Here is a 24,662-nt window from a genome sequence, read left to right on the forward strand (position 1 = left end):
TTTTGTAATTTTGCAGATGTATAGTGAACAAAACTGCTATTTCGAGGAAGATGGGGTGTGCACGGTGGTTCCGGCACGCATTCACCTGCCGCACATGCTACAGTTTAACTTAATGAAAATCAACAAAATTTATATAGTACAGCTATGACAGAAAGTAAACGACCGCTAATTCTCATCAGCAACGACGACGGCGCCGACTGGCCCGGCATCAGAGCACTGACCCGCGTGGCACGCACCCTGGGTGACGTGGTAGTTGCCGCACCCACCCAGCATCAGAGCGGCATGTCAAGTTCTATAACAATCAAAAACCCGCTGCGCACCACTCTGGTGAAAAAGGTTGAGGGATTTGATAAGTTTGCAGTTGCCGGCACTCCTGTTGACTGCGTGAAGATATCTCTCAACGCACTGATGGGCGGACGCAAGCCCGACATACTCCTTTCGGGTATCAACCACGGCCAGAACATAGGCGTGAGCACAGCCTACAGCGGCACCGTGGGCGTGGCGCTTGAAGGCGCTGTGCACAAGATTCCCAGCGTGGCGTTCTCAATCGACGACTACAACCCCAAGGGCAGCCTGCTTTATTGCCTGCCACTGGTAGAGGAAATCATCAAGAAGGTGCTCGAGAAGGGCTTGCCCGAGGGCGTGTGCCTCAACGTGAACTTCCCCAAGGGTCCCGTCAAGGGCATCAAGGCCACCAAGACTGCCATGGGACACTGGGACAACGAGTATGACCACCGCGTGGATCCCGCCGGAAAAGACTACTACTGGCTGCAAGGCACCTACACTTGCGACAACCCCGATGACACGACGACCGACTTCTACTGGCTCAACCAGGGATATGCCACAGCAACACCCGTGCGCGTTGACCCCACCGATCACGCATCAATCGGTCACGTGGAGTCGATAATTGATTTCTAATCACCCTGTAATCAGGATAACACTGACCCGCAACCCAAGAAACAACAATATAAATGGAAAGAAAAGTAAGAGTGCGTTTCGCACCATCACCCACAGGCCCGCTCCACATAGGCGGAGTGCGCACTGCGTTATATAACTACCTGTTTGCCCGCCAGATGGGCGGATCTATGATCCTGCGCATCGAGGACACCGACTCAACCCGCTTCGTGCCCGGAGCCGAGGACTACATCAACGAGGCCCTGCAATGGCTGGGCATAGGCATCGACGAGGGCGTGCGCGAGGGAGGCGAATATGGCCCCTACAAGCAGAGCGAGCGCCGCGACATCTACCGCCGCTACGTCAAGCAGCTGCTCGACGCTGGCAAGGCTTACTATGCCTTTGACACCCCCGAGGAGCTTGATGCCAAGCGCGAGGAGGCTAAGGCCGAGAAGATGACCTTCCAGTATGATGCTTCGACCCGCCTGGGCATGCGCAACTCGCTGAGCATGCCGGCCGAGGAGGTGAAAGCCCTCATCGACGGCGGACACAAGTATGTGGTTCGCTTCAAGATCGACCCCGACCGTGAGGTGCTGGTCAACGACCTGATTCGCGGCGAGGTGCGCATCAACTCTAATGTTCTCGACGACAAAGTGCTCTACAAGAGTGCCGACGACCTTCCCACTTATCACCTTGCCAACATCGTGGATGACCACCTGATGGAGGTGAGCCACGTGATTCGCGGCGAGGAGTGGCTGCCCAGCGCACCGCTTCACGTGCTGCTCTACGAGGCATTCGGCTGGACCGACACCATGCCCCAGTGGGTGCACCTGCCCCTGCTGCTCAAACCCGACGGTAAGGGCAAGCTCTCGAAGCGCGACGGCGACCGCCTCGGTTTCCCCGTGTTCCCCCTCGAGTGGCATGACCCCAAGAGCGGCGAGACTTCAAGCGGATACCGCGAGGCCGGCTACCTGCCACAGGCTGTGATCAACTTCCTGGCGTTGCTGGGCTGGAATCCCGGCGACGACCGCGAGATGTTCGGCATGGAAGACCTCATCAAGGAATTTTCATTTGAGCACTGCTCGAAGAAAGGCGCTAAGTTTGACTACGAGAAAGGCAAGTGGTTCAACCACGAGTATCTCGCTGCCATGCCCGATGACGAGCTGGCCGAGCTGTTCAAACCCGTACTGGCACAGCATGGCATCGATGCAGCGGCATTTAGCGACGAGTTTATCGCCAAGGCAGTGGGCCTGGTGAAGAACCGCTGCAACTTTGTCAAGGACTTGTGGGACAACTGTGCGTTCTTCTTCAAGGCTCCCGAGGCTTATGCCGAGAAGGACATCAAGAAGCGCTGGAAAGAGGGTACCGACGTGCTCATGCGCGAGCTCATCACCGTGCTTGAAGGCATGGAGGACTGGGGTGCCGAGGCTAGCGAACCCGTAGTGCTCGGTTGGATCAAGGATCACGAGTACCACATGGGCAACGTGATGAACGCCTTCCGCCTCACCGTTGTGGGCGAGTGCAAGGGACCGCACATGTTCCTCATCACCGAGCTCCTGGGCAAGGACGAGACCATAGCCCGCATCAAGCGTGGCATTGACAATATCAAGCCTGTCGAAGCCTGATGCTCCGCCGGTTTGCAACAATATTATCACTGTGTGTGTGCGCGGCACTGGGTGCCGTGCACGCTCAGCAGCTAGAGTGGAGCGTTGACTTTTCCTCCATGTTCCAGAACCGTGAGGGAGGCGACGAGCAGACACCCGACCAGACCATCCTCTTCACGCGCCTGGCACCCGAGGTGGGGCTGTCGCTCATGGACAACACCCACGAGATTAAGGGTGGCGTGGCATGGTTCCAGCCCATGATTGACAATGGCGCAGGCTACAAGGTGCTGCCCACCATCTACTACAACTTCCATCACGGCAAGTGGGACGTGACCACGGGTATGTTCCCGCGCTCGCTGCTCCCCCTCAAGCCCTCGACACTGCTGTGGAGCGACTCGTTGAGTTTCACCACGCCCAACGCGCGCGGTGTGCTCATCAGGCACCAGATGCCCAACTGCGCCATGGCGTTGATGGTCGACTGGCGACAGATGCAGAGCACCACGCAACGCGAGGCATTCAACGTCTATTTCCAGGCGCTGAAACACTTTTACGCACCGGTGACATTGCTGGGCGAGGTGCAGATCAACCACCTTGCCAAGCGCAAGGATGCCCCTGAGGGCGAGGGCGTGAACGACGACATCACCCTGTTTCCGCGCATCGCTGTGAGGGCTATCCGCAAGCCCAAGGCCAAGTTGGCCTTTGAAGCGGGCCCCGTCGTGCAGCTGCAGCGCAACCGCAGCGAGGGCAAGTGGCACACGCCGTGTCGCTTCTTTGCCAGCGCCAATGCTCGTCTGTGGAGTTGGCTCGACATCGACCAGGAGTTTTCCATAGGCAAGGACGCATTCCCGCTCTACGAGCAGTTTGGCAGCCAGCTCAACCTGGGCGACCCCTACTGGCGAAGCAAAATCTACAGCCGCACCGACATCAAAGCTCACATCGTGAACAACCGCTTTGTCGATCTGAACGCTGGCGTCACGCTTCATGCCACCGACAAGACTTTCGGCTTCTGGCAGCAGATTTCGTGCCGCTTCTACATCGACCAGGACGTGTGGAAACACCGCCGCGACAAGCATTATCTCAACTCACGCAAGTTGGCGGGCGAACTGCGCTAAAACCACTCCAACACATCATCAGCATTTCCAATGGACTTTCTATACGATTTAGGCATACATGCTTACAAGGCTGCCGCACAGCTGGCATCGCTGCGCAGCAAGAAGGTGAGGCTCATGCTCAAAGGGCAGGCCGAGACCTTCGACACGCTGCGTGGCAAGCTCGACCCCGCCGGCGGCTACATCTGGATGCACGTGGCATCGCTCGGCGAGTTTGAGCAGGGCCGTCCGCTCATCGAGATGATCAAGAAAAACAACCCTGCGGCACGCATTGTGCTGTCGTTTTTCTCGCCCAGCGGCTATGAGGTGCGCAAGAACTACCCCCTGGTGGATGCAGTGGTGTATCTGCCATTCGACACCCATCACAATGCGGTACAGTTCATCGACATCGTCAAGCCCAAGGTTGCCATCTTTGTCAAGTATGAGTTTTGGAGCAACTACCTGCGCACCCTCAAGAAGCGCGGTGTGCCCACCTATATCATCTCGGCAATCTTCCGCCCCAGCCAGAGTTTTTTCAAGCCCTGGGGAGGACACTTCCGCGGCACGCTCAGGTGCTTCGACCGCCTCTATGTGCAGAACGACGAGTCGCGCCAGTTGCTAGCGGGCATAGGCATGGATAATGTGGTGGTGTGCGGCGACACCCGCTTCGACCGCGTGGCAGGCGTCAAGAGTGCTGCCAAGCAGTTCCCCATTATCGAGCAATTTGTCAAGGGCGCTTCGTTCACGCTGGTGATGGGCAGCTCGTGGCAGCCCGACGAAGAGATTGTCATGCCCTATTTCAACGAGCATCCCGGCATGAAGCTCATCATCGCCCCCCACGAGTTTGACGCCAAGCGCTTGCAGGACATCATGGCACGCACAGGGCGCAAGACCGCGCTCTATTCCACATCGCCCGAGGATGCTGCATCGCTCGACTGCCTCATCATCGACTGCTTCGGCTTGCTGTCGTCGCTCTACCAGTATGGCCAGGCGGCCTACATAGGCGGCGGCTTCGGTCACGGCATCCACAACATCAACGAGGCTGCGGTGTATGGCATTCCGGTGATTTTCGGCCCCAAGCACGATAAATTCCAGGAGGCAAAGGATCTGATAGAGTGTGGCGGCGGCTTCTGCATCAATAGCGCCGAGCAGTTTGGTGCCATCATGGACCGCCTCACCACCGACGGCGACCACCTTGCCACCGCTGGCGAGATTGCCGGCGACTACATCGAGACCCACCTCGGTGCCACACAAGTCATCTACAATCAACTGAAAGAGTTGCTTTAACGAATCATCGAGATATCGACTCATCGATTCATCGAGAAAAGAAAATAACCATGGTTGCGGTCATCATCCCCATTTACAACACCCAGGCAACCCTGGCACGCTGCATCGACAGTGTGCTGGCACAGTCTATGCCTGCTAGCGAGATTGTCCTTGTGGATGACGGTTCGCCCGACGGGGCTGGTGCCATTGCCGACGACTATGCTCGCCGTTACTCCCATGTTAAGGTTATCCACAAGCGCAATGCCGGACTTGCCGAGGCGCGTCGCTCGGGAATTAACGCCACCACCCAGCCGCTGGTGATGCACCTCGACAGCGACGACACCTTGCCGCCCGATGCCGTCGAGTATCTTTACAAAAAAATAACAGAGCATAATCTTGACATAGCCTACGGGTGCTACATGCGCATTCCCCACAGCGGCAAGCCCTACCTCATTCGCCATGCGCGCGAAGGGGTGATGACGGGCGACGAGTTTGTTGAACTCAACATGTCGCTAGGTTCCAACAACTCCTCGTGCTGCAACATGAGCCGCCGCAGCCTGTGGACCGACGAGGTGTTTCCTCCTGCCCAGGATCGCGTGCCCAGCGAGGATATCCTCATCAACATCAAGATGGGGTTTAAAATAGGGCGGGCAGGCCAGTGGAACCATCCCACCTACTGCTATTACTATAATCCTGCATCGCTTTCGATAGCCGGGACATTGTGGCAGCTCGACAAGTGCAAGCAGTATTTTGCCATGCTTGAGGGCATCCTCGACAGCCACGGCGTGCTGGACCTCTACCGCCGCCACCTGCACATTCTCAAGGTGGATCGCCTGGCGTTCTATGTGAAGGATATTGACCTTGCCGATCCCTGGGTCAAGGCAGTCCTTGCCGACCATTCTCACCAGGCATTGCCCCGCAAGACACGCTTGCTGCAACGCCTTCTCCACACCCCGCGCCTCCTGCACGCGCTCATCATCCTCAACCGCTGGGTGAAAAATAGGTTGTGAGGAGGTTGTGATAGGTTGTAATAAGCCACATAGGCTACATAAGTAAAATCCTATGTAGCCTATGTAGCTTATCCAGCCTATCTGGCTATTTATTACTTCACTACCTTGGTGGCGGTGGTGGTGCCGTCGGCGTTCTTGGTTACCACGATGTTCACGCCCTGGTGGGGGGTGTCGCTGGGCTGGCCAGCGAGGTTGTAGTAAACGGTGCCCACGGGCTGTGTCTCTACAGCGATGTCATCAACTGCGGTGACGATGTTGGGGGCGGCGGTCCAGTCGAGATAGAATGTGCTCTGGGTGATGCCGTTGTTGTACTTGTACTCTGCGTGGCCCTCGGCACTTGATGATGTTTCGCTAGTGGGGGTGAGCACTGCAACGTTGCCCAGTACGAATTCGGGCATGAGTTCGCCGGCTGCAGCAGCCTTCTTGGCTCCTGCAACAGTGCCGCTAACACCACCTTCCCAACTTGCCAGTTTGTCGAAGCTGAACCCGTCGTCAGCAAGACTGGGACGGTTCATGCCCTTGAGTTCGTCGAAACTGGTCTTGAGGCTGAGGAATGTTCCGCCTTTCTCTACATCCTCCTCAAGCTGGAAGAAATACACGTTGGCTTCAAGTCTTTCGCTATAAGCATTGTCAGCCGTGATGGCGCGTCCGTTGTTGGCGTCCTTGATGCCAGCAGCGGTCAGCTGGCTTGCTCCGCTCAGGTCGATGCCGTTGATGTGGTTGTTTTCAAACTCAATTGAGGTGAGGCTGGGCAGTGATCCCGGCAGGGTGATGCTATAGAGGTTGTTATTGCTTGCCTTGACTGTTTTGAGGTTCGATGAAGTGAAGTTGAGGCCGCTGATCCAGTTACCCTGGGTTTCGCTGCACTTAACGTCGTTGCTGCAGTCGAAGTGAACCAGAGCAGAGTTTGAGCTCAAATCAAGGTCGGCCACGTGGCAGCGGGCGAGGTCGAGATAACGCAGCGCAGGACTTTCGGTAACGTCGAGCGCTGCAAGAGCAGCATTGTCATAGCACTTGAGAGTGTCGAGCACTGCGCTGTTGAGCTCAAGCTTGGTGAGGTTGCTCTCCGATACCCATGCGCTCTTGAGGGCTGTGTTGGGCTTGAGGTTGAGCTCCGATGTCATGTTGGGGTTGTTATAAGCGTGCAAGTACTTGAGTGCAGTGTTGCTCGAGAGGTCAACATTGCCCAGGTTGCTGTTGTTCTCGCAGTAGAGCAACTCAAGGCTGGTAGCAGAGCCTATGCCTGCAAGACCCAGGTTGCCCACAGCCTGCTGAGTGCGAGTGTCGGGGTTAGCATCGGGGTGACCGTAAGGCTCGCTGTCGATGCGTGCCAGTCCAGTGTTGGGCACGTAAACCTGCTTGAGCTCGGGGTTGTTGTTCAGTGAAAGCGATGTAAGGTTAGTCTTGTCGTTGGCCTGAACGATAACCAGGTGAGGGCAATCGTCGGCAACACATTCAACGAGTTCGCTGTTGCCCTTGAGGTTGAGCGTGTGTCCCACACCGTTGCTGCTCCAGTGAGCCCAGTTGTTCTTGGTCCAGTTGCCCGACACATTGAGATACTTGAGGTGAGGAAGCTTGCTCACGCCTATCGAGTCAAGGTCGCTGTTAGCCACGTTGATGTACTCTACATTGGGACAGCCATCGCCACCATTGGGGTTCCATGAGCCCTGCATGGTGTAAGAGTCTTGACCGCGTGTCTCAATCATGCTGATGCGGCGCAGGTTGGGGAAGTAGTGACCTTCATAGTTCTTAATGAATGCCGCCGACTTCATGCCGTTGTAGTCGGCATAGAACTCCTCAAGTTTATTACAGTTAGTGATGAGTAGGTAGTGAGGCTCACGATTCTTGGCAGTTTCATTTCCACGCTTTGCAAAGTTTGCCATATAGTAGTCTTCTTTGTACTTGTCAAGACGACCATCGCGTGCAAAATGATGGATTCCGGTGTAACTGATATCGAGATACTTGAGTTCCGTGTTTTTAATAAGGTTGAGCATGCGCAGTCCAGTGGTGTCGTTAAACTCGCCCACGTCGCCAGGAGTGTGGAAACGCTTATTTACCACGCTATTGTCGGTATACTCGGTGATGGTGCGGTTGTTGCGCACGATGAGAGTTTCGAGCAGAGTGTTCTTGTGCAGGTGCAGTGAGTCTTCAAGCAGGTTGTTGCTCAGGTCAAGGTACTTGAGGCCGGTGAGCTTCTCGAGGCTGCTGCGAGTAGGGGTTGCAGGGCGGTAGCCGTTATCGCCCGAAGAACCGAAGGTGGTGTAAGCGTTGCTGAAGGTCTTGAAGTTGTTGTGAGCAGCCTTGAGAACTTCAATGCCAGTGCAACCATCGGTTGAATTGCTTTGGCCAAGTTCCTCAAACGAACTATTCTCGATGTCGAGAACTTTGATGCTGCTCATTCCCTTGATGTAGAGACCCTGTGCAGCACTAATTCCAGTTGCCGAAGCAGTCTTGGTGAGGTTAGCATTGCCGTGCAGATGAACCTCGGTGAGGTCGGTGTTACCACTGAGTGCCAACGCACTCATTGCACTATTCTCGACAGTGAGTGAAGTAAACCCGTTGTTACCCAGGTCAAGACCTTCGAGGGTGTTGTCGCTGAGTGAGTAAACACCGGGGAGGTTGTTGCTCTGCAGCGAGAGGCAAGTGAAAGGAGCACTCACAGCAGGAACGTCGCTAAACTGGTTGCCATCAAGTACCAAGGTCTTGAGCAAAGCACAGTTATCACCATTGATGGTAGGGACAGAAGTGAGTCCGCTATTGGTGATTGAAACGTATGTCACCTTTGCGTTGCCCGACACATCCACTGTCTCCAGCGCAGGGCAGTTGCTGATTTCTTGATGGGTAAAAGTATTACCGCTGATTCTCACAGTCTTCAAGTTCTGGAAGCCATCAATAGAACCATTTGTAGCCCACTTAGCATTTTCGGCAATAAATGTTTCGAGCAAAGGGTTATTGGCAGGCTTGAGATATGTCTTCTCTCGATTCTCAAACCACAGGTCGGTGCCACTCATGTCAAGATACTTGAGATTGGGCATCTTGCTCACGTCAACACATGTAAGACTGGGGTTATTAGCCAAAATGAGTGTTTCAAGTTTGGTCAATGTGCCGATAGCGCCACTTGCGTTGATACCTGTTCCTTGACCTCCTGTAAGAGCATTGTTGGTCATGTCAAGATACACAAGATTGGGCTGCTTGGCTACTCCACCCGACCAACCAGCAAGTTTGGGGCAGTTGGCGAGTTTCAATGTAACAAGAGTAGTCACGCCATAGGTAGAGTTGATAGCCGAGAAATAACCGTAGTTGTCGCTATCACTGGCATCGAACTCCTCAAGCGGAGTAACTGGAGATTTAGACAAGTTGATGAAATGATTGTTCGCTGTCGCAGCATTCTGCGAGAAACCTATGATGCGGTCATTGTTGCGAATAGACAGTTTCTTTAACTTAGTGTTTGATGACAAAATGAGGTGACTAAGGTCATTGTCATCGAGGATGAGGGTTTCAAGCTCGGTGAAGTGGTTGATGCCGGGGATGGTGGTGAGACCTTTGTTGGAGAGGTCGAGCGAGGTGATGTACTGCGGGAAGATCACGTCACCCACCTGAACGTTCAGGGCCGATGCCAAGGCTCGACAGAAGTTAGCATCGCTGAAGTTGGATGCGTTGAGCACGAGACCAGTTTCGCGAGTATAGGTCCACTTGTTCAGACCATCCTGCTTGCCGTTAACACCTGTGATCTTGATGATGCAGTCGCTGGTGATGCCAGTGATGTTCTCGGTTTTGTTGGCATAGTTGTCGGTGACAATCACATTGATTGATGTGGAATTTGTGGTGAACTTCTTGAATGTGAGTCCGCCCATTTCCACCGTCTCGGTGAGTGGGTTACCAGGATAGTTGTTGCCATTGATGTTTCCGTTGCTGTCCCATGCCCACAGATAGAAACCTGTGACATCGCTAGGATAGTTTACATAAACTGTTAGGGCGCTAGCCTGTAGCACGGCTACCACCGACAAAATGAGAAATAGTAATCTTTTCATATAGGTTTTTCTTTTGTTTTAATCTATAAGTAAAAATCGGGGAAATAATTCTGTATTATAAATAATTAGTGCAAAGGTACTAAAAAATATTATATAATATAGGTGTATGTGTGATTTTTTTCATTAAAAGTGGTATTTTTTTTGATTATTTTGACAGGCCTATAGCACCTATAGCATCTATAGCATCTATAGCATCTATAGCATTTATAGCATCTAGAGAACCTAGTCTCCCCTAAAACCAAAAAAAACTCCTGCCCCGGGGGTGGAGCAGGAGTCGTGTTATAAGGGGGTTGTAAGTGTTGTTCTTACTTGTTGAGTGCCTGAGCTACGTCAACGGCGCAAGCTACGGTGCAGCCTACCATGGGGTTGTTGCCGATGCCGAGGAAGCCCATCATCTCCACGTGAGCGGGAACTGATGAAGAACCTGCGAACTGAGCGTCGCTGTGCATGCGGCCCAGAGTATCGGTCATACCGTAAGAAGCGGGACCTGCAGCCATGTTATCGGGGTGCAGTGTGCGGCCTGTACCACCACCTGAAGCTACGCTGAAGTAGGGCTTGCCTGCGAGCACGCGCTCCTTCTTGTAGGTGCCAGCAACGGGGTGCTGGAAGCGGGTGGGGTTGGTAGAGTTACCAGTGATTGATACGTCCACGTCTTCGTGCCACAGGATCTTAACGCCCTCACGCACGTCGTCGGCGCCGTAGCATTTAACCTTGGCGCGGGGACCGTTGCTGTAAGGAGTCTCGGCTACGATTTTGAGTTCGCCAGTAGCGTAGTCAAACTCGGTCTGCACGTATGTGAAACCGTTGATGCGAGAGATGATCTTAGCAGCGTCTTTGCCCAGACCGTTGAGGATAACGCGCAGGGGTTCCTTGCGCACTGCGTCGGCCTTAGCAGCGATCTTGATAGCGCCCTCAGCAGCAGCGAATGACTCGTGGCCGGCGAGGAATGCGAAGCACTTGGTCTCCTCGCGGAGCAGACGAGCAGCGAGGTTGCCGTGGCCCAGACCCACCTTGCGGTCGTCGGCTACTGAACCGGGGATACAGAATGCCTGGAGACCCAGACCGATAGCCTCGGCAGCGTCGGCAGCGTTCTTGCAGCCCTTCTTGATAGCGATAGCGCTACCGCACACGTAAGCCCACTTAGCGTTCTCGAAGCAGATGGGCTGGGTTTCCTCACAAGTGAGGTAAGGATCGATACCGGCCTCTTCGCAGATTGCGTTAGCCTCCTCAATGTCCTTGATACCGTTCTCGTTGAGAACAGCGATAATCTTGTTGATTCGACGGTCTTGCGATTCGAATTTTACTTCTCTAATTGCCATAATGTATTCCTCCTTTATTATTCGTTACGTGGATCAATGTACTTAGCAGCGTCGGCGAAGCGGCCATAGCTACCCTTGGCAGCCTCGAGAGCCTCTTCGGGAGTTTTGCCCTTCTTGAGAGCATCGGTGAACTTGCCGAGGTGCAGGAACTCGTAACCGATAACCTCGTTGTTCTCGTCGAGAGCCATGCGAGTGCAGTAGCCCTCGGCCATCTCGAGGTAGCGGGGACCCTTGGCGAGAGTACCGAACATGGTACCTACCTGGCTGCGGAGACCCTTGCCGAGGTCTTCGAGAGAAGCACCGATAACGAGACCACCCTCAGAGAAAGCGCTCTGTGTGCGGCCATAGACAATCTGCAGGAAGAGCTCGCGCATAGCGGTGTTGATAGCGTCGCACACGAGGTCGGTGTTAAGAGCCTCAAGGATAGTCTTGCCGGGGAGAATCTCGCTAGCCATAGCAGCAGAGTGAGTCATACCAGAGCAACCAATAGTCTCGACGAGAGCCTCTTGGATAATACCTTCCTTAACGTTGAGAGTGAGCTTGCAAGCGCCCTGTTGGGGTGCACACCAGCCAATACCGTGAGTAAGACCAGAAACGTCTTTGATTTCTTTTGAACGTACCCACTTTCCTTCTTCAGGAATCGGTGCAGAAGGGTGATTAGCGCCCTTTGCTACACAGCACATGTTTTGTACTTCGTGTGAATAAATCATAATTAGTTAGTAATTAATATGATAATGAATAAATATGAGTTTTGTTGTTAACAAAGCGTATTTAACTGCGTAAAGTTACAAATTTTTCTTCACATTAGTGCAATCTACACCTTATAAAATAGAAAATAGTGTGATTTTTATAGTTTTATAGTTTTTATAGTTATCTATAGTTTCCTATAGTTTTCTATAGCGGCTACATGGGCTATAGCGGCTATAAAAACTATCAAGGCTATAGGTCATCGATTTGTTTCTTGAGCCAGTCTTTGGTGACTTTGATTGCTTCGTCCTTGACTTGGTCGATGACGGTGTCGTAAAGCTCGTTGATGGGGGTGTCGTTCTCGCCTGTCACTGCCTGCACGGGCTGGAGGTCGGGATCTTCGGGTTCCTGTGGCTCATTGGACTTGGTGGTGATGCTGGGCACTGTCACCATCTCGCCGATTTTGGACATGTTGTCTTGCATTGCCTTGTCGATGGCCTTGCCCAGGTCTTCCTTGGAGAATGTGAACACATGCCCCAGCATGCCTAGCGACACGACGGGGTTCCCCTGGCCGTAGTCGATGCGCCCCACTGAATAGATGATGTGGTCCTCGTAGGTGAACATGTGCTCGATAACGATGTCGGTGGTGGCACTTCCTGCCATCTTGACCACGCCTCCCAGTATGCTGCCCAGCCCCATCTCGTGCACCTTGGTGCCTATCCACTCGTTGGAGACTTGCCTGATAGCATCCACGTGGTCGTCTCGCGATGGCACGGTGGCGCACATCACGCCCAGCAGGATTGCCACGACGGCGATGGTGGCGATGAGTCCCACCGAGAAGCACGATGAGAAGCAGCTTTTTTTCTTGTGTGGCACCGGTGTGCCGAATGTTCGTGGCTCGGGCAGAGGCGCTTCCTGCACTGCCGCCGGGACGGGACGGGCTATGGGAACGGCACGGTGGGGCGGTGCGCCTGGGGTGCTCATGTGACGCTTGAACTCAAGGCGTTGCAGCAGCTCGGTAAACTCGGCGAGGTCGCCTGCGGGTTTCCAGTCGTCCATGCCCTGGGTCCACACGTCGGTGTCGGGGGTGATGCCCATTTCTTCCAGCTGCCCGAGGGTGTAGGGCCCCTGCTCGCTGTTGTTGAGAAAAACGTAGTATTGCTCCATGAGGGTTGTGGTTTTCAATGTTTAAAACATCATGCTCACGCGTTTAATGGCCTCGGCGAGCCGGTCGATCTCGTCGCGGGTGTTGTAGAACGACAGCGAAGCCCTCACCATGCCGGTGACGCCGTAGCGTGCCATGAGCGGCTGCGCGCAGTGATGTCCTGTGCGCACGGCAAATCCCAGCTTGTCGAGCAGCAGCCCCATGTCGTAGCTGTTGATGTCGTTGACTAGGAACGAGATCACAGCGCCCTTGTGCGGTGCGGTGCCATAGATGTGCATGCCAGGCACTTCCTGCAAGCGTGCGGTGGCATAGCCGAGCAGTTCTTGCTCGCGCGCAGCGATGGCATCCATGCCCAGCGAGTTAATGTAGTCGATGGCGGTGCCCAGGGCCGCAATGCCCACAAAGTCGGGCGTGCCAGCCTCAAACTTGAAAGGCAGCTCGGCCCAGGTGGTGTTCTTGAACGACACTGTGGAGATCATCTCGCCGCCGCCTTGGTAGGGGGTCATGCGCTCGAGCCAGTGTTTCTTGCCGTAGAGCACGCCCACGCCAGTGGGGCCATACATCTTGTGGGCCGAGAGGGCGTAGAAGTCGCAGTCGAGCTCCTGCACGTCAACCGGCATGTGAGGCGCGGCCTGCGCGCCGTCGATGAGCACGGGCACATCGTGGCGGTGGGCAATCTCAATCATCTGCTTCACGGGGTTGATGGTTCCCAGCACATTGCTCATGTGGGCAATGGAGACAAAGCGGGTGCTCTCGGTGAACAGGTCCTCGTAGGCCTCAATGTCGAGCTCTCCGTCGTCCTTGACTGGTACCACGCGCAGCCTGATGCGCTTGCGCTGGCCCAGCAGCTGCCAGGGCACGATGTTGCTGTGGTGCTCCATCTCGGTGACAATGATTTCATCGCCGTTAAACATCGTCTCGCCCATCGATGATGCCACGAGGTTGATGCCCTCGGTGGTGCCGCGCGTGAAGATAATCTCTTGAGTGGATGATGCGTTAAGGAACGCACGCACCTTCTCCCGCGATGCCTCTTGCATGTCGGTTGCCTCCTGCGACAGGGTGTGCACGCCGCGGTGCACGTTGGCCTTGTGGAGGGTGTACATGCTGGTGATCGCGTCAATCACGCACTGTGGTGTCTGTGATGTGGCGGCATTGTCGAGGTAAACCAGAGGTTTGCCGTCGATGTCACGGCACAGCAGCGGGAAATCTTTCCTTATTTTTTCTATATCCATAGTTTTTTATAGCCTTTATAGCCTTTTATAGCCTTTATAGCTTTTATAGCCTTTATAGTTTTAGGCTGTTAACCCTTTACCATGCACTCCTCGGCGCACGATGAGCATGAGGCTAGTGTGCCGTTGAACCGCTTCTCCACGAGGTAGTGCAGGCGGTCGCGGAGCACGTCGAGCCGCACGCCGTCGATGACGTCGCTCATGAAGGCTTGCATGAGTAGCCGCCGTGCCTCGGCCTCGCTGATGCCGCGGGTGCGCATGTAGTAGAGCGCTTCCTGGTCGAGCTGGCCTATGGTGGTGCCGTGCGACGCCTTGACGTCGTCGGTATAAATCTCGAGCTGCGGCTTGGTGTACATGCGTGCCTGGGGCGATGCGCACAGGTTGCGGTTGCCCTGATAGGCTTCCACGCGCGGACAGCCTTCCTTGATGAGAATCTTGCCTGCAAACGCGCCCACGGCCTTGTCGCCCAGCACATACTTGAACATCTCGTTGCTGCGGCACAGGCCGGCGTTGTGGCTGATGAGCGTGTGGGTATCGACATGCTGCTCGTCGCCTGCCACGGTCATGCCCAGCAGTGTAGTCTCGGCATGCTCGCCATCGACTGTGACACGGTAGTTGTTGCGGGTGAAGCCGTTAGTGAGCGTGATGCCGTCGATGAGCACGTTGCTGCCACGAGCCTGACGTGCGTAGATGGTGGACACGCGGTGCGTCAGCGGGGTGCTCTCCTCGAGGTCGTAGTAGTCAAACGTGGAGTCCTCGCCAGCGATAATCTCTACCACCTGGCTCGACAGGAAATTGACGTCTTTGCTCTGGGTGTGGTCGCACACGAGCATGCGTGCGCTGGCACCGTCCTCGAGCACCACAAGCACGCGGCGCACTGCCATGAGGGGCTGGGTGGTGTTGAAGATGTTGACCAGCTGCAACGGGCGCTCGGTAACCACGCCGCGGGGCACATACACGAGCAGTCCGTCCTGTGCCAGCAGGGTGTTGAGAGCCACGGTGGGGTCGTCGAGCTGTGCCAGCGAGCCGTAGCGGGTAAGCACCTCGGGATGGCGGGTGGCTGCCTCCTTGAATGTCTCCACGACCATGCCTCCGGCATTGCGCATGGCGTTAGGGCCTGGCACGATCACGTCGTTGAAGCAGGTGTAGAGGCAAGTGCTCATGTTGGGCACGTCGCAGCGGAAACTCTCGGTAGCGTCGCCGCCGAAGGCGATGCGGGTGAGGTTCATGCCGTAGTCGGGCGCAAACACTGCCTCAAGGTCGGTCGCTTCGTAGTCCTCGCTGCCCTTGCGCGGCAAGCGTGCACCGTGGAGGGCGGCAAGCGCAGCGTTGCGCTGTGCATTGAGCACGGCAGGCGAACCAGCCTCGATGACCTTGCGGTTGTCGTTAAACAGGTCTATGTATTGTTGTAATGCGTTCATAGTCACTCGTTGTCGATTTGAGCCTTGATCCAGTCATATCCCTTTTCCTCGAGTTCGAGAGCCAGTTCGGGGCCTGCGCTCATGACGATGCGTCCCTTGTAGAGCACGTGCACGAAGTCGGGCTTGATGTAGTCGAGCAGTCGCTGGTAGTGGGTGATGACGATGGTGGCGTTGTCCTCGCTCTTGAGGGTGTTCACGCCGCTAGCCACGATGCGCAGCGCATCGATGTCGAGGCCGCTGTCGGTCTCGTCGAGGATGCTGAGCTTGGGCTCGAGCATTGCCATCTGGAAAATCTCGTTGCGCTTTTTCTCGCCTCCCGAGAAACCCTCGTTGACAGCGCGCGACGCGAGCTTGTTGTCAAGTTCCACGATGGCACGTTTCTCGCGCATGAGTTTAAGGAAGTCGCTGGCGCTCAACGGGTCCTGACCGAAGTACTTGCGCTTCTCGTTGATGGCGGCGCGCATGAAGTTGACCATCGACACGCCGGGAATCTCCACGGGGTACTGGAAGCTGAGGAACAGCCCCTCGTGAGCGCGGTCCTCGGGCGAGAGGGCGAGCAAGTCTTTGCCGCCAAAGGTCACCTCGCCGCCGGTCACTGTGTAGGCAGGGTGTCCTGTGAGCACATTGCTGAGTGTGCTCTTGCCCGAGCCGTTAGGCCCCATGATGGCATGCACCTCGCCAGGGTTGACGGTGAGATTAACTCCCTTCAATATTTCCTTGCCTTCGATAGAGGCATGAAGATCTTTTATCTGTAACATATATCTTTCTTTTAGACAGAAGTTATTATATTTAATTAGACATAAGAACAAAAGAACATAAGGTTTTATATTTAATTAGACATAAGAACAAAAGAACATAAGGTTTTATGATTTATATAAACGATACTTCCGTTTTATTTCAATCTTGTTCTCATTGCCGAAATTGATTAGCAAGCCGCTATCTATGCCAGTAATAGTAAGATAGTTTACAAGCTGTGCTTCATGCGCAACGTTTAATGTCCTAACAGCTTTTATTTCAACTACAACAGCTTCTTCTACAATTAAATCAGCAACATACTCACCTACGATTACATCTCGGTATTTTACTGAAATAGGTTGTTGAGAAGTGACGTTAATTCCGTTATGTTTCAACTCGATTAATAAAGCATTTTCATACACCTTTTCTAAAAAACCAGGAGCAAGTGCTCGACGCACAGTCACGGCACAGTCTATGATTTTCGATATTAATTCTTCGTTGTTCATAACAATAAAAAACTTTTGTTCTTATGTCTAAAATTGTTCCGGAAAAAATTGTTATCCTATTGAGCCTTCGAGTGATACGCTGAGGAGTTTCTGGGCTTCGACGGCAAACTCCATGGGGAGTTTTGCCATCACCTCCTTGGCATATCCGTTGACGATGAGTCCCACGGCGTCCTCGGTGCTGATGCCTCGCTGGTTGCAGTAGAATATCTGGTCCTCGTTGATCTTGCTGGTTGTTGCCTCGTGTTCCACTACCGACGAGTCGTTGTCCACCTCAATCACTGGGAAGGTGTGCGCACCGCTGGTGTCGCTCAGCAAGAGGCTGTCGCACTGGGTGTAGTTGCGGCAGCCGGTGGCCTGCGGGGCGATTTTCACCAGGCCTCGGTAGCTGTTCTGGCTGTGGCCGGCGCTGATGCCCTTGCTCACGATGGTGCTGCTGGAGTTGCGGCCCAGGTGAATCATCTTGGTGCCGGTGTCGGCCTGCTGGTAGTTGCGGGTGAGTGCTACGCTGTAGAACTCGCCCACCGAGTGGTCGCCCTTGAGAATGCAGCTGGGATATTTCCATGTGATGGCGCTGCCGGTCTCCACTTGTGTCCACGACAGCTTGCTGTGGTCGCCGCGGCACAGTCCTCGCTTGGTCACGAGGTTGTAGATGCCGCCCTTGCCGTCTTTGTCGCCGGGATACCAGTTCTGCACGGTGCTATACTTCACCTCGGCACGGTCCTCGACGATGATCTCCACGATGGCGGCGTGCAGCTGGTTCTCGTCGCGCATGGGTGCGGTGCAGCCCTCGAGATAAGATACATAGCTGTCGTCGTCGGCCACGATGAGGGTGCGCTCAAACTGGCCCGTCTGCGCCGCGTTGATGCGGAAGTAGGTCGATAGCTCCATGGGGCAGCGCACGCCCTTGGGGATGTAAACGAACGAGCCGTCGCTGAACACTGCCGTGTTGAGTGCCGCATAGAAGTTGTCGGTGTAGGGCACCACTTTGCCCAGGTATTTCTTGATGAGGTCGGGGTAGTCCTTCACTGCCTCACTGATGGAGCAGAATATCACGCCCAGCTCGGCGAGCTTCTCGCGGTAGGTGGTGTGCACGCTCACGCTGTCCATCACGGCGTCAACGGCCATGCCGCTCAGGCGCATCTGCTCCTCGAGGGGTATGCCCAGCTTGTCAAACGTGCGTTTGAGCTCGGGGTCGATCTCGCCATTTCCCTCGGCCGCCTGCTTGCGCGGTGCCGCATAGTAGCTGATGTCCTGGAAGTCTATCTCGGGCATGTCGATGTGCCCCCACGTGGGCTGCTTGAGGGTGAGCCAGTGGGCATAGGCCTTGAGACGCATGTCGAGCAGCCACTCGGGCTCGTTCTTGAGTGCCGAGATCTGACGCACCACGTCCTCGTTCAGGCCCTTAGGTATGACATTGGTCTCGATGTCGGTCACAAAGCCATACTTGTATTCCTCGCTTGCCGCTTGGTTTATGATATGCTTTTCAGCATCTTTTTTATTTTGTTCTTCTTTCATTGCAAAATTGCTGTTGTCTATAGACAATAATTCAACTTGCAAAGATACGATTTTTTCACGAATGACGAAAGGCGAAAGGCGAAAAAACGAAAGACCTAAAGTCAAAAGGTCTAAAGTCAAAAGTGCTTGGAAAAAATCTCAATATGGTGCATTGGGGTTATGAAGTAAATTTGCAACCAATTAAGTTGCAAACATGTAAATATCTCCCCGTTGTTGTGGCGTGGTTATCTTGTGGCGAGGCGGCGGCGCATGGTGAGTGATGTGACCAGCGAGGTGAAGAGTCCCACGGCGGCGACGAGGAGGAAGACGATGATGATGTCGCTCCATATCACCTCGACGGGATAGGCATTGACCACCAGGCTGGCGGGGTCGGCATTGAGTGTGAGCCAGCCGAACTGCTGCTGGCACAGGCAAAGTACAAGTCCCAGCACGATGCCGCTCACTGCGCCCACGAGCGAGATGAGCCACCCCTCGGTGACGAAGATGCGTGTCACCTGGCTGCCGCTGGCTCCCATGCTCAAGAAGGTGGCGATGCTGCGGTCTTTCTCAATGATGAGCAGCGTGAGGGTGCTGATGACGTTGAATGTGGCGATGACAAGGATGAACGCCAAGAGCAGGAAACCCATCCATTTCTCCACGTTGATCATCTTGTAGGCCATGGCTTGCTGCATGAGTCGGTTTTTCACGGTATAGCTTTCGCCCAGTGTGTCCTTGATGGAGCGCATCACGCTTTCCTCGTCGGCACCAGGGGCAAGTTTCACTTCGATCTGGGTGGCTTCGGTGGGGTAGTCAAAGAGTTTGCGGGCCATGTCGAGCGGCACGTAGATGAGGTCGGCGTCGTAGTTGTTCTGCTGCAGTTGGAACACTCCCGAGACAAACACCGAGTCGGTGCGGAACGACCCCATGGGGTTGGCAAGGTTGACCCGTCCCTGTCGTTGTGGCGCGTAGAGTTGCATCATGCGCAAGTAGCCCGGGCGTGCATGCAGCGACAGTGCAGGCCCCACGCCGAGCACGGCATAGGGCGACACCGCATCGTGCAGCAAGAACTCGCCATCGACGATGAGGTGGTGCATGTCGTTGAGCTGGGCATAGGTGTCGGGCACGCCCTTGAGGCGCACCGGCATCTGGTAGTCGGCAAAGATGGCAAGAGCCTGGTCTTCGACCACAGGCATTGCCGACGCCACACCTGCCACCGCCGACACAGCGCTGACCACGCTGTCGCCGCTAGGCATGGCTTTGCCCGTGGTGTAGGTCACGGCAATCTCGGGGTCGAGCATTGCGAGGCGGCCCATGATCATGCCGCGGAAACCGTTGAACACGCTCAACACGCACACGAGCGCAGCCGTGGTCACCATCACACCCAGCACACTGATGATGGAGATGATGTTGACCGCATTGTGTGTCTTCTTCGACACGAGATAGCGCCATGCGACCGTGAGCGTCCAGTTCATTGTTTTTTTGTAAAAGTTTAAATGTTTAAAAGTTTAAGGGTTTAAAAGTTTAAAGGTTTCCCTCTCAACTCTTCCCTCTCAACTCTTCCCTCTCAACTCTCAACTTATTTCTCGGGGTGAAGTAGTGAGTCGATGTGCTCGATGTAGTCGAGCGAGTCGTCGATGAAGAATGTGAGTTCGGGGCACTTGCGCAGCTGGTAGCGCACGCGCTGCGACAACTCGTGGCGAATTTTCTTCTCGTTGGCGTTGATGTTCTTGATGAGTTCCTCGGCGCGCTCGCTGGGGAAGATGCTCAGGTGCACGCGGGCAATGCTCAGGTCGGGCGACACGCGCACAGAGCTCACACTCACCAGCACGCCACCCATCTTGGCGGTTTCGAGACGGAATATCTCACTCAATTCTTTCTGCACGAGACGTGCAATCTTTTGTAATCTGGTACTTTCCAAAATCGTATCTTAGTGTTAAATGAAATTGTTGAATTTGATTTAGATTGCAAAGGTAAAAAAAATATTTCATTTGTGCCTTTCAATATTCATCACAAGTCCCCTGTTTTACAGAATTTCAATCCATGACTCATCAAAACCGATGTTTCCAAGTGCTACATCTTGAGTCAATAGTGGAGGATGCTTCACTCTAAACTTAATTGCGTCATCAGGCACGACAGAGTGAATCGTGAACTGAGAGCCATGAGGTTGCCATGTGAAACACTTTTCTCCCGTACGCTTATGAAATCCTTCTAAATTACCATGATCGTTTTCTTTCCATATATAATCGCTAATGCGGAAATGCTCAAGAAACTCTTCAAACATCACAAATTCAGTCAAGTCATAATTTCGAATCAAGACATTAACACGAATTCTGGGATGGTGAGCTTGGGCAATATCTACACGACCATTCCAAATCCCAAGAACTGCATCGCCTGTTTTTTGGACATCATCATGTGGATCCTCAATACCATAAGAAAAGTCGGGAGAATTTCTTCCGCTTATTAATCGCACGTTTACAATGGTTAGTGGGTTGTTTGCTTTGACAGTCTTTGCCGACCATGCTGTTGTGTCAGTGGCCAAATCGGTAATCCCTATGGGTTTTGCATAATGTGTTCCGTCCACAGCGTATGCGAGGATATCACCCCAATCATCACCCGTTATATCTTTTCGACCAGTATGTACACGGTAAACAATACCTGCAGCAATCTTTGTGAGCATGTCTTGTGGAACCTGTCCCAGAGGGTAAAGCTCTGACATCAGATTTCGTGAATCTCTTAATTTTGGTTGTTTCATATTAATTGAATTATTTTGCTGGCAACCGCCCTAATCATAGGAACTGCAACCGAATTTCCTGTTTGTCTGCGAATTTCTGAATGTGATACCACTATATTGTAATTGTCAGGGAATCCTTGCAACCTTAATAATTCCCTTGATGACGGACGGCGGTAGCCGTTAACTAACAAATAATTATAGGAAGCTCCTGTCCGCAAAGCGCAAGCATAGGGTAATACGGAGATATTACCGCTCTTGTTCTCGTGCCATATAGAGGGGTAAAATACTTTTTTTCCTTGAACGCGTCTTTGTCGTTTTGCCTGTATTTCATCAGAAGCAATTAAGGAACGCTCTATATTTTCTTCTGGCTCAAGGATGCTTTCCAAACTATACGGTTGCTTTTCAAAATCAAAAGAAAAATTGTTGACAGCGGATTCATCTAAAAAACCTACAATGATTACACGTTCTCTTTTTTGTGGCAATCCAAAATCAAGAGCGTTTAACACTTTCCATTTAACATGGTAGCCCAGAGTAGCTAAGGTTTCTAATATAATCTTGAACGTTTTGCCACCATCATGTGATACAAGCTGTTTGACATTTTCAAGAAGAATTGCTTTGGGGTGATGATAATCAAGAATCCTTGCAACCTCAAAAAACATAGTGCCTCGAGTGTCGTCAAACCCTTTCATTTTGCCCATAATGGAGAATGCTTGACATGGAAACCCTGCCAGTAAAATGTCATGGTGAGGAATAAAGTCGGCATTTATCTTCGTGATGTCTCCAAATGGAATTTCACCAAAATTGCTAGTATAAGTGATTTGAGCAGCCTTGTCCCATTCTGAAGAGAATACACATTTACCCTCAAGCTCTCCAAAAGGAATGCGAATTCCTCCAATACCCGCAAAGAGGTCAATAAAAGTGAACTTTGGATTTTTGGGAGACGGGAATGGTACATCAAAAAGTTCTTGAAAAATACTATATTGGACTGCGTTTTCACATGCCATACCAGTATTTTCTTTCTCTCCTTCGGGGTGAATGGTTGTCATGTGATCTCGCATGAATTCTATGGCGATTTCTCTTTCTTCTCCTTTAAGTAAGTCTGTGTTATGGAGAAAATGTGAAATCATAGCCAAACGGTTGTAGTGAGACTCCTCGTCATAAACATTAACAGTTACTCTCTTACCTCCAACAATTTCGGTTTTTGTTTTTGTGGGATAATTTAGAATGTTTAATATTTGTTCTTTTGTTATCATTACAACTGCGGATTTTCAATTAGTCTCTTCGTTTCCTTCCTGCCAGATGAGCCTTATTGCTTTGACTTGTCAGGGATCTTAAGTTATCACATCTATGCGCTCCATTCAACAAATTGACCTTAACACATTATGCAAAGTTAAGCAAAAACGATAAAATATCAAAGTTTTATAAAAATATCTTTAGTTATTAGTTGAGATCTCAACATCTGTAAAACAAGAAGTAGTTATGCTTTCTAAATCGTTTTTCTTCCTTATGATGGTGAGTCCGTCGCGCAGGGGGATGATCACCACTTCCACCTGCGGGTCGCTGGCAACGAGGTCGTTAAATGCCAGGATGCCTGCTGTCTGGGCGTCGAGGCGCTTGCCCCAGTCCACCACCTTGCCGTCCCACAGCGTGTTGTCGGCGATGATGTATCCGCCAGGGGTGATGCGTGGCAGCACCATGTTGTAGTACTCCACATAGTCGCGCTTGTTGGCGTCGATAAACGCGAGGTCAAAGTCACCCTCGATGCCGGCAAGCACCTGCGTGGCATCGCCTATGTGCAGGTGCACCTTGTGCCCCACTGGCGATTGTGAGAAGTGCTCGCGCAGGAAGTCCTCAAGCTCGTCTTCTATCTCAATGGTGTGCACACACGCCTCGTCGCGCAGCAGCCCCTCGGCCATGCACAGCGCCGAGTAACCGCTATAAGTGCCCAGCTCGAGCACCTGCCGCGGGTTGATCATGCGCACCAGCATCTTGAGCAGGCGGCCCTGCAGGTGGCCCGAGCACATGCGCGAGTAGAGCAGGCGCAGGTGCGTGTCGCGGTCCAGCTGGTGCAGGTTCTCGGGCTCGGCATCGATGTGCGAGAGCACATATTGTTCTAGTCGCTCGTCCATCATTGCTCGGCGGTGAAGTTGCCGGTGATTATCGCATCCACGGCACGTCGGTAACTGTCGAGGCCGTAGCCGGCGATCACGCATCGGCACGAGTCTTTGATCATAGACACATGGCGGTAGGGCTCGCGTGCCTGCACGTTGCTGATGTGCACCTCGATAGCAGGCGCAGTCACCGCCTTGAGCGCGTCGCCTATCGCAATAGAATAATGTGTGTAGGCTCCGGCGTTGATCACGATGCCGTCCACGTTAAATCCCACGCGCTGGATCTCATCGATAATAGACCCCTCGTGGTTGCTCTGGAACAGTTCAAACTCCACCTGCGGGTATTTCTCCACAAGCTGCTTGAGGTAACTATCCATCGACATGTTGCCATATATCTCGGGTTCGCGCACACCCACCAGGTTGAGGTTGGGGCCGTTGATAATAGAAATTTTCATTGTTTTTCCTCGTTTTATAGTGCAAAGTTACTCATTTTAGCACAAAAAACAGGGTAAAATCAAAAAAAGTTGCAAAAATATTTGGCGTGAATGAAAAAAATGTATTACCTTTGCACTCGCAATCGGGAAAACCGATGCAAAACATGGTGTGTTAGTTCAGTTGGTTAGAATGCCTGCCTGTCACGCAGGAGGTCGCTGGTTCGAGTCCTGTACACACCGCTTAAAAGTCTTGGAGATCGCTTCAAGGCTTTTTTGTTGCATATACCGCATGAATCTCCCGCGGAGTATTAGATCAGGGTTTTATGCCTAAAATGATGGGGAAAAGAGCAAAAACAGAAAAAACGCTGTGTAAGAGAAGAAAAGCCCAAAAACCAAAAACGTCATTAGGAATACTGCTACTAATACTTTTGTGTAACAAGAGGGTGTTGACGAAGAAAATAATTTTTAGTTAATTTTTAGTTGATTTCATGCGAAGCGCCTTTTCTTTGAGGTAGTCAGTGTTTAGTTCGTGTATGGGTAGAGGCGCTGCGCTTGAAATACACTGAAAATTAACATAAAATATCTGTTTAATCCCGTCAAGGTAACTATTCAGCAATGGAACTCCCCGCGCGGATCTCACTGAACTCACTGATTTTTTCATTGAAAATATATTAACAACGAGAGGCTGAAAGCCGACACGCACAAAGCTTGCTTTGAGCACATAACCCCCACCGAAGGGAGTGAAACGACGGCCGGTGGGGGGGGGAGTGTGACAAAATCGCGGTTGAAGACCGCTACCTTGAACCCAGAAAGTCCATTAAAACAAATGAAAATATTTTGCTTCTCATTGGCGTGATTTGCACTATCTTTCGTTCATATATGAACCCATATACTCGCTCAATATAGCACAAATCCTGACACAATGATAATCTAAAAT

At 52.8% G+C, this 24,662-nt stretch carries 20 protein-coding genes and 1 tRNA gene; 6 read left to right on the plus strand and 15 right to left on the minus strand.

Annotated elements, in window-relative coordinates; all coding sequences use genetic code 11:
* The first annotated feature begins 144 nt into the window (after positions 1-144).
* The 5 genes from surE to ACKI3C_RS12840 are packed head-to-tail and all read left to right on the plus strand — an operon-like array spanning position 145 to position 5,862.
* The gene (surE, locus tag ACKI3C_RS12820; RefSeq protein ID WP_407405691.1) at positions 145-918 is read left to right on the plus strand and encodes a 5'/3'-nucleotidase SurE; all 774 of its coding nucleotides are present in this window, start codon (positions 145-147) and stop codon (positions 916-918) included.
* 53 nt (positions 919-971) lie between these two features.
* Positions 972-2,519, plus strand: coding sequence for a glutamate--tRNA ligase (gene gltX, locus ACKI3C_RS12825; protein WP_407405693.1), 1,548 nt, complete (start codon positions 972-974; stop codon positions 2,517-2,519).
* The gene (locus ACKI3C_RS12830) at positions 2,519-3,610 is read left to right on the plus strand and encodes a hypothetical protein (RefSeq protein WP_407405695.1); all 1,092 of its coding nucleotides are present in this window, start codon (positions 2,519-2,521) and stop codon (positions 3,608-3,610) included. The genes gltX and ACKI3C_RS12830 overlap by 1 nt, the downstream gene beginning before the upstream one ends.
* Before the next feature lie 30 nt (positions 3,611-3,640).
* Positions 3,641-4,873, plus strand: a complete 1,233-nt coding sequence (locus tag ACKI3C_RS12835) for a 3-deoxy-D-manno-octulosonic acid transferase (protein WP_407405697.1) — start codon at positions 3,641-3,643, stop codon at positions 4,871-4,873.
* Positions 4,874-4,923: 50 nt separating this feature from the next.
* Positions 4,924-5,862 (plus strand): glycosyltransferase family 2 protein, encoded by a 939-nt coding sequence (locus ACKI3C_RS12840; protein ID WP_407405699.1) that lies wholly within the window; start codon positions 4,924-4,926, stop codon positions 5,860-5,862.
* Between the two features lie 92 nt (positions 5,863-5,954).
* Here ACKI3C_RS12840 and ACKI3C_RS12845 read toward each other — a convergent pair whose 3' ends face one another.
* The 15 genes from ACKI3C_RS12845 to ACKI3C_RS12915 form a co-directional block, all read right to left on the minus strand.
* Complete coding sequence (locus ACKI3C_RS12845; protein WP_407405701.1) at positions 5,955-9,893, minus strand: hypothetical protein; 3,939 nt, start codon at positions 9,891-9,893, stop codon at positions 5,955-5,957.
* 305 nt (positions 9,894-10,198) lie between these two features.
* Complete coding sequence (locus ACKI3C_RS12850; RefSeq protein WP_407405703.1) at positions 10,199-11,212, minus strand: GGGtGRT protein; 1,014 nt, start codon at positions 11,210-11,212, stop codon at positions 10,199-10,201.
* 17 nt (positions 11,213-11,229) lie between these two features.
* Positions 11,230-11,922 (minus strand): iron-sulfur cluster assembly scaffold protein, encoded by a 693-nt coding sequence (locus ACKI3C_RS12855; protein ID WP_407405705.1) that lies wholly within the window; start codon positions 11,920-11,922, stop codon positions 11,230-11,232.
* 229 nt (positions 11,923-12,151) lie between these two features.
* Positions 12,152-13,084: a GYF domain-containing protein gene (locus ACKI3C_RS12860; RefSeq protein WP_407405707.1), complete on the minus strand. Its 933-nt coding sequence runs from the start codon at positions 13,082-13,084 to the stop codon at positions 12,152-12,154.
* A gap of 3 nt (positions 13,085-13,087) precedes the next feature.
* The gene (locus tag ACKI3C_RS12865; RefSeq protein ID WP_407405709.1) at positions 13,088-14,296 is read right to left on the minus strand and encodes an aminotransferase class V-fold PLP-dependent enzyme; all 1,209 of its coding nucleotides are present in this window, start codon (positions 14,294-14,296) and stop codon (positions 13,088-13,090) included.
* A gap of 68 nt (positions 14,297-14,364) precedes the next feature.
* Positions 14,365-15,714, minus strand: a complete 1,350-nt coding sequence (gene sufD, locus ACKI3C_RS12870; RefSeq protein WP_407405711.1) for a Fe-S cluster assembly protein SufD — start codon at positions 15,712-15,714, stop codon at positions 14,365-14,367.
* A 2-nt stretch (positions 15,715-15,716) separates the two neighbouring features.
* Positions 15,717-16,472, minus strand: coding sequence for a Fe-S cluster assembly ATPase SufC (sufC, locus tag ACKI3C_RS12875; protein ID WP_407405713.1), 756 nt, complete (start codon positions 16,470-16,472; stop codon positions 15,717-15,719).
* 105 nt (positions 16,473-16,577) lie between these two features.
* The gene (locus ACKI3C_RS12880) at positions 16,578-16,955 is read right to left on the minus strand and encodes a GxxExxY protein (RefSeq protein WP_407405715.1); all 378 of its coding nucleotides are present in this window, start codon (positions 16,953-16,955) and stop codon (positions 16,578-16,580) included.
* A gap of 51 nt (positions 16,956-17,006) precedes the next feature.
* Positions 17,007-18,470: a Fe-S cluster assembly protein SufB gene (gene sufB / locus ACKI3C_RS12885; protein ID WP_407405717.1), complete on the minus strand. Its 1,464-nt coding sequence runs from the start codon at positions 18,468-18,470 to the stop codon at positions 17,007-17,009.
* A gap of 224 nt (positions 18,471-18,694) precedes the next feature.
* Entirely contained in the window at positions 18,695-19,921 is a 1,227-nt protein-coding gene (locus ACKI3C_RS12890; protein ID WP_407405719.1) for an ABC transporter permease, read from the minus strand.
* A gap of 104 nt (positions 19,922-20,025) precedes the next feature.
* Entirely contained in the window at positions 20,026-20,367 is a 342-nt protein-coding gene (gene rbfA, locus ACKI3C_RS12895; RefSeq protein WP_407405721.1) for a 30S ribosome-binding factor RbfA, read from the minus strand.
* Between the two features lie 105 nt (positions 20,368-20,472).
* The gene (locus ACKI3C_RS12900; protein ID WP_407405723.1) at positions 20,473-21,201 is read right to left on the minus strand and encodes a hypothetical protein; all 729 of its coding nucleotides are present in this window, start codon (positions 21,199-21,201) and stop codon (positions 20,473-20,475) included.
* The gene (locus ACKI3C_RS12905) at positions 21,198-22,433 is read right to left on the minus strand and encodes a DNA cytosine methyltransferase (protein ID WP_407405725.1); all 1,236 of its coding nucleotides are present in this window, start codon (positions 22,431-22,433) and stop codon (positions 21,198-21,200) included. Before ACKI3C_RS12905 ends, ACKI3C_RS12900 begins: the two co-directional genes overlap by 4 nt.
* Positions 22,434-22,613: 180 nt before the next feature.
* Positions 22,614-23,309, minus strand: a complete 696-nt coding sequence (locus ACKI3C_RS12910; protein ID WP_407405729.1) for an O-methyltransferase — start codon at positions 23,307-23,309, stop codon at positions 22,614-22,616.
* Positions 23,309-23,746 (minus strand): type II 3-dehydroquinate dehydratase, encoded by a 438-nt coding sequence (locus tag ACKI3C_RS12915; protein ID WP_407405727.1) that lies wholly within the window; start codon positions 23,744-23,746, stop codon positions 23,309-23,311. Before ACKI3C_RS12915 ends, ACKI3C_RS12910 begins: the two co-directional genes overlap by 1 nt.
* Positions 23,747-23,891: 145 nt before the next feature.
* Here ACKI3C_RS12915 and ACKI3C_RS12920 point away from each other — a divergent pair.
* Positions 23,892-23,965: transfer RNA gene (locus ACKI3C_RS12920), tRNA-Asp, on the plus strand.
* Positions 23,966-24,662 lie beyond the last annotated feature (697 nt).

Source organism: Sodaliphilus sp. (genome assembly GCF_045598405.1).
GTDB classification, from domain to species: Bacteria; Bacteroidota; Bacteroidia; order Bacteroidales; family Muribaculaceae; genus Sodaliphilus; species Sodaliphilus limicaballi.

Excerpts from the sequence above, each read along its gene's own strand:
- surE (WP_407405691.1), top strand. The coding sequence starts at position 145 with ATGACAGAAAGTAAACGACCGCTAATTCTCATCAGCAACGACGACGGC.
- gltX (WP_407405693.1), top strand. The coding sequence starts at position 972 with ATGGAAAGAAAAGTAAGAGTGCGTTTCGCACCATCACCCACAGGCCCG.
- ACKI3C_RS12830 (WP_407405695.1), top strand. The coding sequence starts at position 2,519 with ATGCTCCGCCGGTTTGCAACAATATTATCACTGTGTGTGTGCGCGGCA.
- ACKI3C_RS12835 (WP_407405697.1), top strand. The coding sequence starts at position 3,641 with ATGGACTTTCTATACGATTTAGGCATACATGCTTACAAGGCTGCCGCA.
- ACKI3C_RS12840 (WP_407405699.1), top strand. The coding sequence starts at position 4,924 with ATGGTTGCGGTCATCATCCCCATTTACAACACCCAGGCAACCCTGGCA.
- ACKI3C_RS12845 (WP_407405701.1), bottom strand. The coding sequence starts at position 9,893 with ATGAAAAGATTACTATTTCTCATTTTGTCGGTGGTAGCCGTGCTACAG.
- ACKI3C_RS12850 (WP_407405703.1), bottom strand. The coding sequence starts at position 11,212 with ATGGCAATTAGAGAAGTAAAATTCGAATCGCAAGACCGTCGAATCAAC.
- ACKI3C_RS12855 (WP_407405705.1), bottom strand. The coding sequence starts at position 11,922 with ATGATTTATTCACACGAAGTACAAAACATGTGCTGTGTAGCAAAGGGC.
- ACKI3C_RS12865 (WP_407405709.1), bottom strand. The coding sequence starts at position 14,296 with ATGGATATAGAAAAAATAAGGAAAGATTTCCCGCTGCTGTGCCGTGAC.
- sufD (WP_407405711.1), bottom strand. The coding sequence starts at position 15,714 with ATGAACGCATTACAACAATACATAGACCTGTTTAACGACAACCGCAAG.
- sufC (WP_407405713.1), bottom strand. The coding sequence starts at position 16,472 with ATGTTACAGATAAAAGATCTTCATGCCTCTATCGAAGGCAAGGAAATA.
- ACKI3C_RS12880 (WP_407405715.1), bottom strand. The coding sequence starts at position 16,955 with ATGAACAACGAAGAATTAATATCGAAAATCATAGACTGTGCCGTGACT.
- sufB (WP_407405717.1), bottom strand. The coding sequence starts at position 18,470 with ATGAAAGAAGAACAAAATAAAAAAGATGCTGAAAAGCATATCATAAAC.
- ACKI3C_RS12890 (WP_407405719.1), bottom strand. The coding sequence starts at position 19,921 with ATGAACTGGACGCTCACGGTCGCATGGCGCTATCTCGTGTCGAAGAAG.
- ACKI3C_RS12900 (WP_407405723.1), bottom strand. The coding sequence starts at position 21,201 with ATGAAACAACCAAAATTAAGAGATTCACGAAATCTGATGTCAGAGCTT.
- ACKI3C_RS12905 (WP_407405725.1), bottom strand. The coding sequence starts at position 22,433 with ATGATAACAAAAGAACAAATATTAAACATTCTAAATTATCCCACAAAA.
- ACKI3C_RS12910 (WP_407405729.1), bottom strand. The coding sequence starts at position 23,309 with ATGGACGAGCGACTAGAACAATATGTGCTCTCGCACATCGATGCCGAG.
- ACKI3C_RS12915 (WP_407405727.1), bottom strand. The coding sequence starts at position 23,746 with ATGAAAATTTCTATTATCAACGGCCCCAACCTCAACCTGGTGGGTGTG.